Consider the following 17308-nt stretch of genomic DNA (forward strand, 5'->3'; position numbering starts at 1 on the left):
AAAAGAAGTTTGGCAACACCAAACTTCAACTAGCTTATCCAATCTCTGCGATGACTTCGATTTCGACTTTTACATCACGAGGAAGACGAGCTACCTCTACTGCTGAACGAGCTGGAAATTCCTCTTTAAAGGCCGTTTGGTAAACCTCGTTAAAAGGAACAAAGTCGTTCATATCGCTCAAGAAGCAAGTTGTTTTGACAACATGGTCAAAATCTGTTCCTGCTTCAGCCAAAATAGCACCGATGTTTTTCAAGACTTGTTCTGTCTGTTCTTGGATCGTTTCTCCAACGATTTCCCCAGTTTCAGGAGATAGGGGCACTTGACCGCTAGCAAACAAAAGGTTGCCAACGATTTTTCCTTGAACATATGGTCCGATAGCCTTTGGGGCCTTATCTGTATGAATTGTTTTTGCCATTTTCTTTTCCTCACAATTTTTCTAAGATTGCATCCCAAGCCTCATCCATCCCTGCCTTGTTGACAGATGAAAAGAGGATAAAGTCGTCACTTGGGTCAAAGTTTAATTTCTTTTTGATTGCTGATTCATGCTTGTTCCATTTACCACGAGGAATCTTGTCCGCCTTGGTTGCCACAATGATGACTGGAATCTCATAATACTTGAGAAATTCGTACATCTGCACATCATCTGCTGACGGATCATGACGAAGGTCAACTAGACTGACCACTGCACGGAGATTTTCCCGAGTCGTTAAGTACTCCTCTATCATTCGCCCCCACTTTTCACGTTCCTTTTTAGAAACACGGGCATAGCCATAACCAGGAACATCCACAAAGCGCATCTTGTCGTCAATGTTAAAGAAATTAAGAAGCTGGGTTTTACCAGGTTTACCTGATGTTCGGGCTAAATTCTTGCGGTTCAGCATTGTGTTGATAAAGCTAGATTTACCAACATTTGAACGTCCTGCTAGAGCAATCTCTGGAAGTTCATCCTGTGGGTAGTGGGATTTATTAGCCGCACTGAGCAAGATTTCAGCATTATGTGTATTAAGTTCCATAGTCACCTCTAGGCTGTTTCTAGGATTGGTTTATCCGTTCCATCGACAGCTTCTTTAGTGATGCGAACCAATTTCACATTTTCCTGACTCGGTACTTCAAACATGACGTCTAGCATGGTTTCTTCGATGATCGAGCGAAGACCACGCGCACCCGTTTTACGTTCGATGGCTTTATTGGCAATCTCTTGAAGAGCTTCGTCGTCAAATTCCAACTCAACATCATCATAAGAAAGCAAGGTTTGGTATTGTTTGACCAAGGCATTTCTTGGTTCTTTCAAGATGCGAACCAAGTCATCAACCGTCAATTGCTCAAGAGCTGCAAAGACAGGCAAACGTCCAATCAACTCTGGGATAATACCAAATTTTTGAATATCTTCTGCAATGATTTCTTGCATGTATGAGCTGTTTTCGTCAATCGCCTTATTATTTTGACCAAATCCGATGACTTTTTCACCCAGACGTTGTTTGACGATTTCTTCAATGCCATCAAAGGCACCACCCACAATGAAGAGGATATTTTTAGTGTCCACTTGAATCATCTCTTGTTGTGGATGCTTGCGTCCACCTTGAGGCGGCACGCTAGCAACGGTTCCCTCGATAATCTTGAGAAGGGCTTGTTGCACACCTTCACCAGAAACATCACGTGTGATAGACACGTTCTCGCTTTTCTTAGCAATCTTGTCAATTTCATCCACATAGATAATCCCACGCTCTGCACGCTCGATGTTAAAGTCAGCAGCCTGTAGGAGTTTGAGGAGGATATTTTCCACGTCCTCACCCACATAACCAGCCTCAGTAAGAGCTGTCGCATCTGCGATCGCAAAAGGTACATTCAAGCTCTTAGCCAAGGTCTGAGCAAGGAAAGTTTTCCCTGAACCAGTTGGGCCAATCATCAAGATATTTGATTTCTGCAAATCCACATCTTCTGACTCTTCACGCGTATCGTGGAAATTGATGCGTTTGTAGTGGTTGTATACAGCTACTGCCAAGGCACGTTTGGCACGATCTTGACCGATTACGTAGTGATTCAAGATGTGGAGGAGTTCGATTGGTTTTGGTACCTCAGACAAGTCTGCCAAGACTTCCTCAGCCAACTCCTCACGAATGATCTCCTGGGCTAACTCCACACATTCATTACAGATAAAGGCATTGTTCCCAGCGATTATTTTTTGTACTTCTTCTTGGCTTTTGCCACAAAATGAGCAATAAACCATCATATCATTATTCCTATTTGTAGGCATGATTTCCTTCCGTTCTATTCTATACTGTCATTCTATCTAAAATAAGGTCATGTAAAAAGCATGGATACTATTGACCAAATTGGTAAAGGCATTTAACCAGAGCAGGACAGAAAGTCCATAGCGCTTTTTACGAAAAGCCTGTGCTCCTGCAAGCAAGCAGACCAAACACAGCATGGCTGTGAAAAAACCAAATATACTACGTTCCATTAGACTTCCTTTCTCTTGCGGTATTGGATGGTAAAATCATAAGGATTTTTCTCATCTTTAGCGTAAAATTTGCTTGAAACTGTCTCAAAAAGAGACAAGTCAAATTCTTCAGGGAAATAGGTATCTCCTTCCACCCGAGCATGAATTTGAGTCACAATCACTTCGTCAAGGTAGGGCTCAAAAGCCTGAAAAATTTGCTTCCCACCGATAATATAGAGATTCTTGTCTTGACCCTGATACCAGTCTAGAACAGACTGGATATCGTGAAAAGTAGCAACCCCATCTATCTTTTCTTCTGGGTTACGAGTCAAAATCAAAGTCTCCCGTTTTGGAAGCAAGCGACGCCCCATCCCGTCAAAGGTCACACGCCCCATCAAGATAGCATGATTCAGAGTTGTTTCTTTAAAGTGTTGCAATTCTGCTGGCAAATGCCAAGGCAGACGATTGTCCTTACCAATCACACCCTCTTCATCCTGGGCCCAAATAGCTACAATTTTCTTAGTCATGCTTCCATCCTTTTCACTGATAGTACTATTTTATCAAAAAACTCAAAAAAAGACTGGTTTGGAATAGCTTACAGAATAGAAAAAAATCCGTAAGAGGCATCCTACAGATTTTTATATGATTATTCTATTTCTTACAAACCAGGTGCTTGTCCAAGTTCTGCGGCAAGCATCCAAACCGTTTTCTCAAGTTCAGCTTTAGCACCAACAAAGATATCGTTTGTCACATCATCACCTTCTTCATCAGTAACATCCAAAGCTTTTTGGAACAGAGTGATGAGATAACGATAAACATCTAGGACACGTTCCAAGCTTTCTTCAACATTACGGTATTCACCAGCTTCTTCTTCGATTTCACTATGTTGAAGGAATTCTGTCAAAGTAGAGAATGGGCTGCCACCAAGTGTAATCAAACGTTCGCTGATTTCGTCAAGATAGCCATCAAGGCTGTCCATGTATTCATCCATTTTTGGATGCCACACAAGAAAACCACGACCGCGCATATACCAGTGTACTTGGTGCAAAGCAACGTGAGCTACGTACAAATCAGCAACAGCTTGGTTCAATACTTCCTTTGTTTTTGCCAATGCTACTGGCGCTACTTTTGTCAATGATGTTACGTCTTTTACTGCTTCTTTTTTCAATTCTACCATTTTATTTTACCTCGTTTATTATTTTTTGTAACCACTTCTTAATGATTACTACCTTAGTATACTACTAAGGAAAACCAATAGCAAGCAAAATGACTCACATGAGAAAAGTTGCAATAGACTGATAATTTAAGAATTTTTTAGAATAAAACACAGTCCCTTTCAAACTCCCTTAACTGCGATAAAATAAAGAAAAAAGAGGATGCAAATGTACACTCTTTTCTCAGTTTTACATCTTAATACCAGACGCTAACATCCACACGTCCTCGAATCCCTTTAAGAGAGTCAGATGAAGTATATTGCCATCCTTTTTCTCCTGAATAATGAGGATTATTCCAATCAAGCGCATCCGTATAGGCTGCTACCCAGTTAACATGTTGCAAAATATCAGGATGATTCAAACGAGTTTGCAAAAGTTGACGGTAGCTATAAACATTCACATTTTGATAACCAGCCTGCTTCATTGTTGCCATATACTTGTTGATAATCTTGACCCAAGTTCCAGTATCACTTGGAGCTCTCTTGGTCTTATTGACATATTCCCAGTTCTCAACATCATAGTAGATTGGATAAGACAAGTTCATCTTGTATTTCTTCAAGAGTTCAATAGTCTGCTTAGCATCATTCTCAGCATCGGTCTCATTTTCAGCATAAGTATAGAGGTAAACACCGTAAGGAATTCCAAGGCGGTTTAACTCCTTGATATTATGAGCCAATTCCTTGTCCTCAGTTCCACTATAGCCCAAACGAACAATGACTCCATCTACTCCATTATCATCGATGACCTTTTTCCAGTCACTGATACGGCCATTGTGCTCACTGACATCGATAACTTTTTTAACTTGATCAGTCCCAACTTGTTCTTCACGATGGTTAAAGAAATAACGTCTGCCATTTCGGTAAACCCAGCCAACATTCAAGTCTTTCTTTTCTTTTAACTCACCTGAGTCAGAAAAAATATAGCGAGCATCATCCATGACTAATTCACCAGTAGCCATAGCACCACTTCCTGTCAAATAGTAGTTACCCTGCCACTCATCTTTGGCCATGTAACCCCACTTCTTGAAATAGTACCACTTGCCGTCTACCTTTTGCCACTCTTGATTTGCATAAGAACCATCAGATTTGAGATAGAAGTAAGACGAATAGGCTGGATCATAAAGCCATTCATTTTGCATCATAGCACCTTGACTATTTAGGAAATAACTTCCCTGCCATTGACTTTTAGCTAAATAGCCCCATTTTTTAAAATAGTACCATTTACCTCCAACAGAATGCCATTCCTGGTTAGCATAAGAACCATCAGACTTCAGGTAAAACCAATTCTTATAGGCGTTATCATAAACCCATTCATTCTTAGCCATATAACCACCTGATTTTAGGTAGTAATTGCCCTGCCACTCATTTTGAGCATAACGACCGTCTGACTTAATATAAAACCAAGCCTTATAGTAGTTATCAAAAATCCACTCACTCTTTGCTTTGGAACCATCAGCCTTTACATAATAATCCCCCTCCCAGTGGGCAGAAGCAGTGGTCTTTACTCCTGCGCTCGTTTGAGTTTTATTAGAAGACTGATTTTGCTCTGAACTACTTGAAACTGTCGTTGCATCCTGCGAAGTTTTTGCTACCTCAGTTTCATTTGCAGCGACATGGCTAGTTGCCAAGCCTAGTAAAAAGATACTTGCTAATCCAATTTTTCCAATCTTTGTTTTCAATCTTTCCTCTCCTATAAAAAATGGAACAGACATCTGAATGCTGTTCCACCTAGCTTTTGCTACTGATTATTTTACAAAGTCAAGCAAAGCCAAGAAGCTTTCTGCTTCAAGTGACGCACCACCTACAAGGGCACCGTCAACGTCTGGGCAAGCCATGTATGAAGCAACGTTTTCAGGTTTAACAGAACCACCGTATTGAACACGAACTTTGTCTGCAACTTCTTGACCGAAGTCAGCAGCTACAACGTCACGAACAACTTTACACATTTTTTGTGCATCGTCTTGTGAAGCTGATTTACCAGTACCGATAGCCCAGATTGGCTCATAAGCGATAACTGATGCAGCAACTTGTTCAGCAGTCAATCCAGCCAATGCAGCAGATACTTGAGCACCTACGAATTCAGCAGCTTTACCAGCTTCGTAAGTTTCAAGTGACTCACCACAACAGATGATTGGAAGCATACCGTTTGCAAAGATTGCTTTTGCTTTTTTGTTGATATCTTCGTCAGTTTCATGGAAGTAGTCACGGCGTTCTGAGTGACCGATAACAACGTAGTCAGTACCGATTTCTTTCAAAACTTGTGGGCTTGTTTCACCAGTGAAAGCACCTGCATTTTCAAAGTAGCAGTTTTGAGCAGCAACTTTAAGGTTTGAACCTTTTGCAGCTGCAAGAACCGTTGTCAAATCAAGAGCTGGAGCTGCGATACCTGCTTCAACAAGATCTGATGAAGGAAGTTTTGATGCAACTGCTTCAACGAATGCTTTAGCTTCTTCTGGATTTTTGTTCATTTTCCAGTTACCAGCGATAAATGGTTTACGTGACATTTCACATACCTCTTTTTTCAATTTATTTTCTATTTATTTTATCACAATTATACACAGCTTGCAAATCTTACTCGGATTTCAATCCTGCTTGTAACGATTAATCCTTCCAAAGATCCATGGCATTTCTGAAATCTGCAGATACCTGTGTCAACTGAGGATTGCTTGCTTCTCTCTCTGCCCGCTTGGCCTCAATTTGAGCCACACTCTTGATACCTTCATGACGCCAGTTTCTCAAAATCGCCTGAATGTACTTCCAGTTTGGTTTCCCATTCAAAACAGCTTCACGAAGAGCCTCCTTAATCAAGTCAGCACTGGTCCCATCTTCCTTTAGTGTCTTGGTCAAATCCTCAATCTCAAAAGGAGTCAACAAGCGTCCCAACTCCTGCTGGAAAGTTTCCACCAAATTCTTAAGCTGATTTTGAGGTGTCAACTGGTCTGAACTTGAATGAGCAGCTCCAAGCAAATTATCCAAACGTTCCAATGCCAAACTAGCATCAAAAAGCAATTCGATTTCGCCATTTAATTCGATAGTACGATACTGAAGCAGTCCCCTCTCCGTAAGATTGGAAATGGCCTGATTGACATCCGAAATTTCCTTGCCAATCCTTTCAGCAATCTGGCTTGGCGACATTTCATCCAAACCTGTCGTATTTTGCAAATAGAAAAATTGCCAGACTAGAAAATCATCACTGGAAGGAAAGAGTTCCTTAAAATGCAAGAGCAGGGCACTCGGTAAAACCAAGTTCCCTGATTTAAAAGCGTCTAAATATGTCATAATTCCTCTTATAAATACCCAAATGCAGATGCATCATCTTCTATTTTTCTCCAGTCAAAAGGCGTCTCCTGATACACCGCATAATTCACCCAGTTACTGAAAAAGAGGGCTGCTGATGAAGACCAACAAAGACAAGGTGTCTGGTTGACATCATCATCCTTAAAGTAATTTTCTGGAATATGTGGATCTAAACCTGCGTCACGATCTCTAAAATACTCTTTTGCCAAGGTATCACGGTCATATTCCAAATGCCCAAAACTATAAATTTCTCGTAAATCACGACTAGCCAAAATTGAAACCCCAACCTGTGGCCCTTCTGATAAAATCTCGAGATTGGTTTTGTTTAAGACCTCTTCCTTAGAAATCTCCGTGTGCCGAGAATGAGGGGAAACGTAGCTATCGTCAAAGCCTCTAAAGAGAAGGTGTCCTTCTTTTAAAGTATCCTGAGGATAGATACCTGATAACTTACTGTCCATCTGGTATTTTTCAACCCCATAACGCAGATAAAGTCCCGCCTGAGCCCCCCAGCAGATATGAAGGGTCGAATAGACATGGGTCTTGGACCACTCGATTACCTGACTGAATTCCTCCCAATAGTCCACTTCCTCAAATGGTAAATGCTCAACTGGGGCTCCTGTGATAATCATCCCATCAAAATACTCATCCTTGACTTCAGGAAAGGTTTTATAAAAAGTCTCCATGTGCTCTGAACGAGTTGTTTTAGAACGGTGGCTCTCCATATAGAGAAAATCAATATCCAGTTGCAGGGGTGTATTAGCCAAATGGCGTAACAACTGAGTCTCTGTGACCATTTTTTGTGGCATAAGATTTAAGATTAAAATCTTCAAAGGACGGATATCTTGGTGGGCCGCACGTTGATCATCCATGACAAAGATATTCTCTGTCCGTAAAATCTCAACAGCTGGCAATTTTTTATCAATTCGAATCGGCATAACCCTCTCCTAACTGTACTCTTTCAGGAATAGTTGCATATGTTTGAAGCCAAATTTCAAACACCTAGTCCTTTTATTATACTGCAAGAAGATATAGTTTTCAATTATAGTTTTTCTCTAACTAGCTATAGTCTATTTTTATATCCTAATGTAGAGAAAACAGCCCTAGGGACTGTTTTTGATTAATAATGCATCAAAACTTTGTAATCGTAGTCACCGATTTTTTCACGGCCGTTCAATTCATCCAATTCAACAAGGAAGGCACAACCTGCTACAATACCACCAAGTTTTTCAATCATCTCGATGGTTGCCTTAACAGTTCCACCTGTTGCCAAGAGATCATCTACAATAAGAACACGTTGACCTGGCTTGATGGCATCAGCATGCATAGTCAAGGTATCAACACCGTATTCTTTTTCGTAGTCAGCAGAAATGACTTCGCGCGGTAATTTACCTGGTTTACGAACAGGTGCAAAACCAATTCCTAACTCAAAGGCAACTGGACAGCCCACGATAAAACCACGAGCTTCAGGCCCTACGATCATATCAATTTTCTTGTCAGTCGCATACTGAACGATTTCACGAACAGCGTAGCTATAAGCATTCCCATCAGCCATCAAAGGACTGATATCACGGAAGGTAATCCCTTCCTTTGGATAATTTTCAATTGTTGCAATGTAATCTTTTAAATTCATCTTTTTCTTTCTTTCAAAGTTTTTTACTCTCTATTATAGCATATTTTTTAAGAAAGAAAAAAGGAAAACTTAACTTCAATGATTATCTAACGATTTGACGATTTATAACTAGCCATCGCAATAAATCCCAAGTTCTTTTTATTCTTATCAAACATTTTATACATAGTTAAAAACTGCTTTCTATTCTCCTTTTTACAAGCATTTACGCAAATTTTCAAAGTTCCTAGCCAACCTTCGTCATAAATCATACCTGATAATTTCATTAATGTCATTTCACCAGTCAATACTTTCACATCACAATAACCTGATTCTATCATCACCTGTTCCCAACCATCTTGAGTTAAAGGACCTACATTTACATGAATTGCTTGTGACAGTTCCTGTCTGACAGACTCTTTAGCTTCCTTAAGAAGCACATCATGTGTCAAGAGAAGACCTTCAGGTTTTAAAACCCTTAGATATTCCATTACACATTTTTTCTTAGCTTGATCGGCTTGCATAGTCAGCATAGCTTCATTTATAACAATATCAAAACTAGCATCTTTATAAGGAAGTTTCATTGCATTAGCTCTTTCAAATCTGATTAGATGAGCAACACCTGCCGTTTCAGCAGATTTTTTAGCCACTTCTAAAGCTTGAGCATCCATATCAACAGCAGTTATCTTGCAACCAAAACGCTGTGCCAACTCAATTGCTGTAGTTCCCCTATTACACGCAACCTCTAGTATTGTCTTTTCTTTTGAAAATCCTCCTTCTGCAATTAACCAATCTGTGGCACGTTTTCCACCTGGACGTAAGCGTTTTTTCCCCAATTTTGCTAAAAACTTATGACCTGCTTCTGACATTTGAACACCTCTGTTTTTTCTTCATTATAACATAAAATGATATTATCTGACAATTCTAATCTATTATTTGATAAACTATAATCAAACGCATACAAGCTGCCATGACTATAGCATAAATCTATTAATCACCTCTCTAGTTCGAATTTAATTGCTCACGTAGTTTACGCATATAGGTTCACTAGTAGATGGTAACCACTGAGTACTTACATCTCAGATGAACGGAATGCCCGTCGTACCTAAAAAAACGAGCACTTTCGCACTCGTTCTCTGTTATAAACTACTGATTAAAGTGAGTTTACGTCAACTTTGATACCAACACCTTGAGTAGTTGTGATAGTCAAGTTTGTTACGTAAGTTCCTTTAGCTGTAGCTGGTTTTGCTTTTTGGATTGTTTCGTTGAAAGCTTTAAAGTTTTCAACCAATTTTTCAGCTTCAAATGATACTTTACCGATGATTGCTTGAACGTTACCTGCACGGTCAGCACGGTAAGTGATTTTACCACCTTTAGACTCTTCAACTGCTTTAGCAACATCCATTGTTACAGTACCAGTTTTAGGGTTTGGCATCAAGTTACGTGGTCCAAGGACACGTCCAAGACGTCCAACAAGAGCCATCATGTCAGGTGTAGCAATAACTACGTCGAAGTCCAACCAACCGTCGTTGATTTTAGCAACAAGGTCATCTTCACCAACAAAGTCTGCACCAGCAGCTTTTGCTTCTTCAGCTTTTGCACCACGTGCGAAAACAAGAACGCGTGAAGTTTTACCAGTACCGTTTGGCAATACCATTGCTCCACGGATTTGTTGATCAGCTTTTTTAACGTCGATGTTCAAGTTGTAAGCAACTTCTACAGTTGCGTCAAATTTTGCAAAGTTAGTTTCTTTTGCAAGTGCTACAGCTTCTTCTACGCTGTATGCTTTTGTGCTGTCGATTTTCTCAAGAGCAGCACGAAGTTGTTTGCTTTTTTTAGCCATTTTCTATTCTCCTTGTAAGTGGTTCAATCGATTTTCATCTCCCACGTCACTTCTCGAAATGATGAAGTCTTGCGGGTTTTCAGTCTATTATTTTTCTTTTCCTACTTCGTTAAGCTCCCTTGCTGTACCCAAGTACAAGCTTCAGTCACTTGCCTAGTATGAAAAGCAACTAATAGACTGCTGTGAGATTTTCTACTGTATTATTGATTAGTCAACAACAGTGAATCCCATAGAACGAGCAGTACCTTCGATCATACGCATTGCAGACTCTACGTTTGCTGCGTTCAAATCTGGCATCTTAGTTTCTGCAATTTCTTGTACTTGTGCACGAGTAACTGTAGCAACTTTAGTTTTGTTCGGTGTACCTGATCCTTTTTCAACACCTGCAGCTTTTTTCAAAAGAACAGCAGCTGGTGGTGTTTTCGTAACGAAAGTAAATGATTTATCTTCGTAAACTGAGATAACAACTGGAATAATCATACCAGCTTGGTCAGCTGTACGAGCGTTGAACTCTTTTGTGAATCCCATGATGTTGATACCAGCTTGACCAAGAGCAGGTCCAACCGGTGGAGCTGGTGTAGCTTTACCAGCAGGGATTTGCAATTTTACAAGTTTTTCGACTTTTTTAGCCATTTTTAAATCCTCCTTTGTGGTTTTGGCGGTAATTAAAGATTTTTACCTCCCACAAGTATGCTTTACACATACTCATCTATTATACACTATTTATCTAGAATTGCAAGAGAAAAGTTTATTTTTAATCGACATAATCTCCGCCTTCAAAGCCGTAGTATTCTTCCAAACTGAGACCACTCTCAGCAATTTCTTTTGCTTCTTTTCCGACATAACGAAGGTGCCATTCTTCAGCCATATAGCCTGTTTCTTTTTCTTTACCTTTGAGATAACGGACAACAAAGCCATAATCAGCTGCATGGTCCAAGAGCCATTGGGCTGCTTTTTCTTCTGTTACTAAATCACCATCAGTCCCAATAACATCAAAGGCCAAGCCAGTTTGGTGTTCACTATAGCCAGGTCGGGCAGAGTAACGGTCAGCAGCTGCCTTTCCGTCTTGATTAACATAATCTTGATAGAGCTTGGTCTGAGTTTCATAACTTCTAAAGCCACTGTAATGGTCACTAATTGGGAAACCTGCCTCTTGCATCGCTTTGATGAGTTTGACCAACTCAGCCTTGGCTGTTGGATTTTCCCCTGGATTATAGTCTTTTGACAATGGGTAGTGTTTATTGGCTACGATGATTTCATCGTATTTCCCTTGGATGCTGTAGTAGTCTCCTTTATTAACCACTTCTGCTTTTTTCTGAGTAGCTCCTTGAGACTTACTTCCAACTGTTCCATCAGCTTTAGCAGTTTGCTCTGTCTTAGCTGAGCCATCTTCATTTTTTGCTTTTTCTTGTGAACAAGCTGCTAGACTCAAGGCTAGCAAGGCTGTCAAGATAAGGTATCTTTTTTTCATTTCTACTCCTTTATTTCTAATAGTTTATCTACTTCTGACGATAAACGTTTGACTAATCTTTTAATCTCATCCGGTTTTGCTTGGCAGGTTTCTGCTGTCATTTCTTCAAAGGGAACCCACCAGACTGGACCACGTCCATTGAGACCGTGACCATTCATGTCACCTCTTCGTCTAGGAAACAGATGCCAATGAAGATGGGCATCGCCATTTCCTAGCAGTTCGATATTCATTTTCTCAGCAGCAAAGGCCTTAGCAACCGCCTCTTGGACCACACTCATTTCTTCTAGAAAACGGAGTCTTGTCTCCTTTTTCAAATGGTGCAATTCGGTGACATGTTCCTTGGCTAGAAAGAGACTATAACCTGCAAAATACTGGTGGTCTCCAATCACAAGATAGCCTGTTTCCAACTCTTTGACAAAATAGGGATTTTCTCCCTTCTTGATGAGCTCAATTCTCTGGCAAATAAGGCACATATTAGTCTCCCAATTCGCTCTTAAGATAAGCATCAACCATTCGTTCTGTTGCGACCACCGAATCAATATGAGTACGCTCATAAGAATGACTAGACTCTATACCAGCACCGAGAAGGGCATGTTTGACTTCTGCACCTGCAGACATAGCCGCTGAAGCGTCTGAACCATAAAACGGATAGATATCCAGCTTAAATGGAATATCTTGCTCTTTAGCCAAAGCAACCAAATGTTGACGGAAGTCATAGTGATAAGGTCCAGAGGCATCCTTGACACAGATAGACACTGTATATTCGTCTGTTTGCTGGTCATCTCCCATAGCTCCCATATCCACAGCCAGATATTCTACTACCTGAGCAGGAATATTAGAATTAGCCCCATGTCCCACTTCTTCAAAGACTGAAAAAGCAAAATGAGTTGTTACGGGTAATTCAATCTTCTCTTCCTTATAAACACGAAGCAGGTTAAGCAAAATCGCTGCGCTGACCTTGTCATCCAAATGACGAGACTTGATAAAACCTGTCTCTGTCACGACGGTTCGTGGATCAAAGCTAATAAAATCACCGACCTCAATCCCCAAGGCACGAGTTTCTTTTTCATTGGTCACTTTTGCGTCCAAACGCACTTCCATATTGTCCTGCGTGCGTTCTGCAGTTCCTGCATCCTTGTAGACATGGCAAGAAGTTTGGTGGATGAGGATGGTTCCTGATACTTTTTCACCTGTGCTAGCCACATGAACGGTACAGTTTTCTCCTTCAATCATGTTCCAAGGAAAGCCACCGATACGATCCAGTTTGAGACGGCCGTCTGGTTTGACAGCACGGACAATGGCACCCAGCGTATCTACATGGGCAGTCACATAGCGATGCTCTTCATCATTTTGACCTTTGATGGTCACATTGACACCGCCCTTAGCTGTGCGAACCGGCTGGTAACCAAAACCTTCTAAAGTCTTGACTAAATAGTCCGAAATCTCCCGAGTGAAGCCCGTTGGCGACGCAATGGCTGTCAGTTCTTTGATATATTCTACTGTTTGATTCATTTCTTCACCTCTTTTGCTACCTATTATAACACATTTATCATCGGATAAAAAAAGAAAATCACTCCTGTAGACTTGGCTACAAAAGTGATTTTAATGATTATTCCATTTCAAAAACATCGCTTTCTTGCTTATTTGGTAGAACCAATGAGAGCAAGATTCCAACGATGGCTGGCACCAACCATGGGAGAGATGCCTTGGCAAAAGGAAGAGCGTTGACAAGATTTGCAAGAAACTCAACTTTAAATGAGCTTCCTAGTACGCTTGCAATGGCAATAGCTGTAACAACAGCAATTGTCAACTGCATACCTGGTTTTGAAAGAGCCACAAATTTGTTGACAATGACAATCATAACGATGGCAATGGTGATTGGGTACAAGATAACCAGTACTGGAATGGAGTACTTGATAATCGCATCAAGACCCAAATTAGCAATGGCAAATCCAATCAAGGTAAAGGCTGTCGCATAAACCTTGTAGCTGATTTGTGGGAAGCGTTCATTAAAGAACTCAGCTGTTGACACAATCAAACCAACTGTTGTTGTGAAGCAGGTTACGGTAACCATAGCTGCAAGGAAGAGTTGAGCTGTTGAGCCAAAGATTTCTTGAGTGGCTTGTGACAAGATGTAAACACCTGGTGTTCCACCCTTCATCGCTTCAGCAGGTACTGGGAAATGATTTCCAAGGAAACCTAAACCGATGTAAAGAGCGCTGAAGGCAAGGGCAACAACGATACCAACCACCCAAATAGTTGAAATGTATTCCTTCTTACTTGAAAATCCAAGTTGTTTCAAGGTTTGAACTGCGATTACACTGAAGGCAACTGAGGCAAGGGCGTCCAAAGTATTATAACCTTCTAAGAATCCTGTACCAAAAGCAGAAGCTTGATAAGCAGCTGAAGCAGCTTGAGGACTTGTTCCACCGTATTTGAAAGCTCCCAGAACAACCAAGATAACAATCAAAATCGCAAAGACTGGCGTTAAAATACGGCCGATACGGTCCAAGATTTTTGATGGATTAAGCGAGATTAAATAAGCCGCTGCAAAATACAGAACCGTAAAGACAATCAAACCAAGACCTTTATTTGCATCCGACAAAAGAGGGCTAATCCCTACTTCGTAAGCTGTTGTAGCTGTACGTGGGATAGCAAAGAATGGACCGATTGACAAGTAAAGAACTGAGAGGTAAAGAGTCGCAAACCAAGGCGCTATCTTTGTTGAAATCTCGTAAATATATCCTTTAGGATTTAGCGTTCCAATAATAAGAGTCAAGACGGCGATACCGACACCTGAAAAGACAAAACCTGCGATGGCAGGAAGAAAATGTTCTCCAGATAGAGCACCTAGAGAAGGCGGAAAAATCAAGTTCCCCGCACCAAAAAATATTCCAAACAGGAGTAAACCTGTTAGGGCACCTTTTTTAGCCATGTAAATCTCCTTCATATTTATAAAATACTGACCTAGTATATCATGAATAGGAGTATGAAAAAAGCTTCACGAAGTAAATATTGAATGTTTTCAAGATTCTTAAAAATGAGAATTATCTAAAAATAAAATTCTCCTACCCAGTCCACACCAAGCAGGAGAAAATTCTAATGTTTAAAATTCTTCAAAAGCCATCATGCCACCTTGGACATTGATAACCTCATAACCTTGTTCTGATAAGAATTGGCAAGCACGCGCCGATCTCATCCCAGATTTGCAAATAACATAATGTAACTGGTCCTTATCCAACTGATCATAGGTATCAGCCAATTGACTAAGTGGCAGGTTGTGGGCGCCTTCTAAATGAAGAGCTTCAAACTCATCCACTTCTCTCACGTCCACTAGAGAAAGTTGGTCGTTTTGGTAAAGCTGGTAAAATGCGTCAAAGGAAATTTCTTTCATTCTTTTTCTCCTAAAATAGTTTTAATTCTTTTTTCAAACCTGGCACCACTTCTGACTCAAACCAAGTATTTTTGGCCATCCAGATTTGATTTCGCGGTGAGGGGTGAACTAAAGGAAAATAGTCTGGCAGATAATCTTTATAGTGTTTTACTCTCTCTGTCACCTTGCCACTGATTTTCTCCTTTAAATAGTAGGCCTGGGCATATTGCCCAATCAAGAGGGTCAATTGAATATCGGGTAATTCTTGCAAGAGCTGTGGATGCCATTTTTCGGCAAATCCTGCTCGAGGTGGTAAATCACCTGAATTGCCATGCCCTGGAAAGTAGAAATCCATGGGCAACACTGCAAAATAACCTGAATTGTAAAAGGTGTCTTCATCAACACCAAGCCAGTCTCTCAAGCGGTCACCACTTTTATCTTTCCAATAAAGGCCTGCTTCTTGGGTTTTAAGTCCCGGTGCCTGACCGATGATATTGATGCGAGCAGTTTTTGGCGCCGCAAAGAGAGGTTCAATTCCGCGTTCTGTATAGCTAGCATTCTGCGGATCCGCCATAATGGCTTGCTTGATTCTTTCAATTTGAGACATCTGTTTTCCCTCCAAAAAGAAGTCCAAGCATAAAATCTCAGACTTCTATCGTTTTATTTGATCAATTCGTAAATAGCTTCGGCATAGATTGCTGCTGCGCGGAAGAGATCATCCAAGGCGATAAATTCATTAGCTTGGTGCATAGTGTCAATTGAGTCTGGGAACATGGCACCATAGGCAACACCTCGTTCTAGCAAGCGACCAAAGGTACCACCACCGATAACTTGTTCATGACCTTGAAGACCAGTTTGTTTTTCATAGACATTCAACAAGGTTTGCACAAGCGGATCTTCCATTGGCACATAGTGAGGGGTGTGACCGTGTTCAGAAAGGCTAACAGAAGCAACTGGCAAGTTTTCAAGGATTGACTTAATTTGTTCTGGACTTGTCCCTTTTGGATAACGGATATTAAGGGCAATGGTATTATCAGCACTTGCTTCATCAAAGCGGAAGACACCGGCATTCATAGAAAGGGCACCCATCTTTTCATCCACATGAGCAATTTTGAGGTTTTCACCCTCATGGTCGTTTAAGAGAATTTTACCAGCAATTTCAAGATAGTCTTTTGCAGGTCCAACAAAGTCAAACTGGCTGAGGAAGAGGGCAAGGTAGGTCGCACCATTGACACCTGAAGCAGGCATAGCACCGTGGGCTGATTTACCAATGATTGTCACCTTGTATTGACCAGCTTCTTCTTGAATTTCCCCTCTGAGTTTGTGTTCTGCAACAAAGGCATCTAGTTTAGCTTGCAAGTCAGCTAAGTCACCTGAAACAACTGCTGTTGCTGATTCAGGTACCATATTTTCACGCAAACCACCTGTGAAGCTGTGAAGACGAGCTGCACCTGCATTTTCACCTGCAAAGTGAAGGTATTCCGTGATATTTCCTTTTTCACCATTGATGATAGGGAATTCAGCATCTGGAGAGAAACCGAAGTCTGGTTTCGCAAGTCCTACGTGCTCGAAGTAGTAGTCCATGTCTGCCCAGCCTGATTCTTCATCTGTTCCGACGATGAAGCGAACTTTTTTAGAAGTTGGAAGGCCCAATTCTTTGATGATTTTCAAACCATAGTAACAAGCTGTTGTAGGGCCCTTATCGTCCGAAGCCCCACGCGCATAAAGGCGACCGTCTTTGATAGTCGGTGTGTAAGGGTCTGTGTCCCAACCACTACCAGCTGGCACCACGTCCATGTGGGCAAAGATTCCGAGAACTTCTTCTCCATCACCAAACTCAAAATGTCCTGCGTAGTTGTCAACATTTTTAGTTGGGTAGCCATCGCGGTCTGCGATTTCAAGGAATTTTTCCAAGGCTTTTACTGGACCAGGCCCAAATGGATGTTCAGTATCAACCTTGCTATCATCACGTTCTGAGTTGATTTCCAAAAGGCTAAACAAGTCAGCCAAGAGGTCTTCTTTGCGTTTTTCTACTTCTGCTGTAAAATCAATTGTTGTCATTTTA

General features: G+C 41.0%; 21 protein-coding genes. All 21 read right to left on the bottom strand.

The genetic code is table 11. From position 1 onward, the window contains the following. Positions 1-34: 34 nt before the first annotated feature. The 21 genes from B7700_RS01475 to pepV all read right to left on the bottom strand — a co-directional run bounded on the left by B7700_RS01475 (position 35) and on the right by pepV (position 17304). Positions 35-415, bottom strand: coding sequence for a RidA family protein (locus tag B7700_RS01475; protein ID WP_001140420.1), 381 nt, complete (start codon positions 413-415; stop codon positions 35-37). A gap of 10 nt (positions 416-425) precedes the next feature. Continuing rightward, positions 426-1013 carry a ribosome biogenesis GTP-binding protein YihA/YsxC gene (gene yihA / locus B7700_RS01480; protein WP_000422604.1) on the bottom strand — a complete coding sequence of 196 codons (588 nt, stop codon included), beginning with the start codon at positions 1011-1013 and terminating at the stop codon, positions 426-428. An 8-nt stretch (positions 1014-1021) separates the two neighbouring features. Further along, positions 1022-2254: an ATP-dependent Clp protease ATP-binding subunit ClpX gene (gene clpX, locus B7700_RS01485; protein ID WP_012972566.1), complete on the bottom strand. Its 1233-nt coding sequence runs from the start codon at positions 2252-2254 to the stop codon at positions 1022-1024. Between the two features lie 36 nt (positions 2255-2290). Further along, positions 2291-2461 (bottom strand): hypothetical protein, encoded by a 171-nt coding sequence (locus tag B7700_RS01490; protein ID WP_000442260.1) that lies wholly within the window; start codon positions 2459-2461, stop codon positions 2291-2293. Beyond that, entirely contained in the window at positions 2461-2967 is a 507-nt protein-coding gene (locus B7700_RS01495; RefSeq protein ID WP_084886656.1) for a dihydrofolate reductase, read from the bottom strand. The genes B7700_RS01490 and B7700_RS01495 overlap by 1 nt, the downstream gene beginning before the upstream one ends. Positions 2968-3098: 131 nt before the next feature. Next, positions 3099-3617 (bottom strand): Dps family protein, encoded by a 519-nt coding sequence (locus B7700_RS01500; protein ID WP_000229886.1) that lies wholly within the window; start codon positions 3615-3617, stop codon positions 3099-3101. 233 nt (positions 3618-3850) lie between these two features. Then, positions 3851-5365 (bottom strand): choline binding-anchored murein hydrolase LytC, encoded by a 1515-nt coding sequence (gene lytC / locus B7700_RS01505; RefSeq protein WP_084886658.1) that lies wholly within the window; start codon positions 5363-5365, stop codon positions 3851-3853. Positions 5366-5398: 33 nt separating this feature from the next. Beyond that, a complete protein-coding gene (tpiA, locus tag B7700_RS01510; protein WP_000087893.1) occupies positions 5399-6157 on the bottom strand; it encodes a triose-phosphate isomerase in 759 nt (252 codons plus the stop codon). A 97-nt stretch (positions 6158-6254) separates the two neighbouring features. After that, positions 6255-6932: a DnaD domain-containing protein gene (locus tag B7700_RS01515; RefSeq protein ID WP_084886660.1), complete on the bottom strand. Its 678-nt coding sequence runs from the start codon at positions 6930-6932 to the stop codon at positions 6255-6257. 8 nt (positions 6933-6940) lie between these two features. Beyond that, positions 6941-7885: a homoserine O-acetyltransferase MetA gene (gene metA, locus B7700_RS01520; protein ID WP_054367748.1), complete on the bottom strand. Its 945-nt coding sequence runs from the start codon at positions 7883-7885 to the stop codon at positions 6941-6943. 182 nt (positions 7886-8067) lie between these two features. Continuing rightward, positions 8068-8580 carry an adenine phosphoribosyltransferase gene (locus B7700_RS01525; RefSeq protein WP_049551996.1) on the bottom strand — a complete coding sequence of 171 codons (513 nt, stop codon included), beginning with the start codon at positions 8578-8580 and terminating at the stop codon, positions 8068-8070. Positions 8581-8666: 86 nt separating this feature from the next. Next, entirely contained in the window at positions 8667-9425 is a 759-nt protein-coding gene (locus B7700_RS01530; RefSeq protein ID WP_084886662.1) for a class I SAM-dependent methyltransferase, read from the bottom strand. Positions 9426-9709: 284 nt separating this feature from the next. Continuing rightward, positions 9710-10399, bottom strand: a complete 690-nt coding sequence (gene rplA, locus B7700_RS01535; protein ID WP_001085675.1) for a 50S ribosomal protein L1 — start codon at positions 10397-10399, stop codon at positions 9710-9712. A gap of 207 nt (positions 10400-10606) precedes the next feature. Beyond that, a complete protein-coding gene (gene rplK, locus B7700_RS01540) occupies positions 10607-11032 on the bottom strand; it encodes a 50S ribosomal protein L11 (protein ID WP_001085809.1) in 426 nt (141 codons plus the stop codon). Between the two features lie 121 nt (positions 11033-11153). Then, positions 11154-11870, bottom strand: a complete 717-nt coding sequence (gene ldcB / locus B7700_RS01545; protein ID WP_084886664.1) for an LD-carboxypeptidase LdcB/DacB — start codon at positions 11868-11870, stop codon at positions 11154-11156. A 2-nt stretch (positions 11871-11872) separates the two neighbouring features. Next, positions 11873-12343, bottom strand: coding sequence for an HIT family protein (locus B7700_RS01550; RefSeq protein ID WP_084886665.1), 471 nt, complete (start codon positions 12341-12343; stop codon positions 11873-11875). Between the two features lies 1 nt (position 12344). Further along, the gene (locus B7700_RS01555; protein ID WP_084886667.1) at positions 12345-13382 is read right to left on the bottom strand and encodes a M42 family metallopeptidase; all 1038 of its coding nucleotides are present in this window, start codon (positions 13380-13382) and stop codon (positions 12345-12347) included. Positions 13383-13479: 97 nt separating this feature from the next. Next, positions 13480-14805: a branched-chain amino acid transport system II carrier protein gene (gene brnQ, locus B7700_RS01560; RefSeq protein WP_001074581.1), complete on the bottom strand. Its 1326-nt coding sequence runs from the start codon at positions 14803-14805 to the stop codon at positions 13480-13482. A gap of 171 nt (positions 14806-14976) precedes the next feature. Further along, positions 14977-15264, bottom strand: coding sequence for a rhodanese-like domain-containing protein (locus B7700_RS01565; RefSeq protein ID WP_084886672.1), 288 nt, complete (start codon positions 15262-15264; stop codon positions 14977-14979). A gap of 10 nt (positions 15265-15274) precedes the next feature. Beyond that, complete coding sequence (locus tag B7700_RS01570; RefSeq protein ID WP_084886674.1) at positions 15275-15850, bottom strand: uracil-DNA glycosylase family protein; 576 nt, start codon at positions 15848-15850, stop codon at positions 15275-15277. 53 nt (positions 15851-15903) lie between these two features. Then, positions 15904-17304, bottom strand: a complete 1401-nt coding sequence (gene pepV, locus B7700_RS01575) for a dipeptidase PepV (RefSeq protein WP_084886676.1) — start codon at positions 17302-17304, stop codon at positions 15904-15906. Positions 17305-17308 lie beyond the last annotated feature (4 nt).

The organism is Streptococcus mitis (assembly GCF_002096755.1).
Taxonomy (GTDB): domain Bacteria; phylum Bacillota; class Bacilli; order Lactobacillales; family Streptococcaceae; genus Streptococcus; species Streptococcus mitis_AC.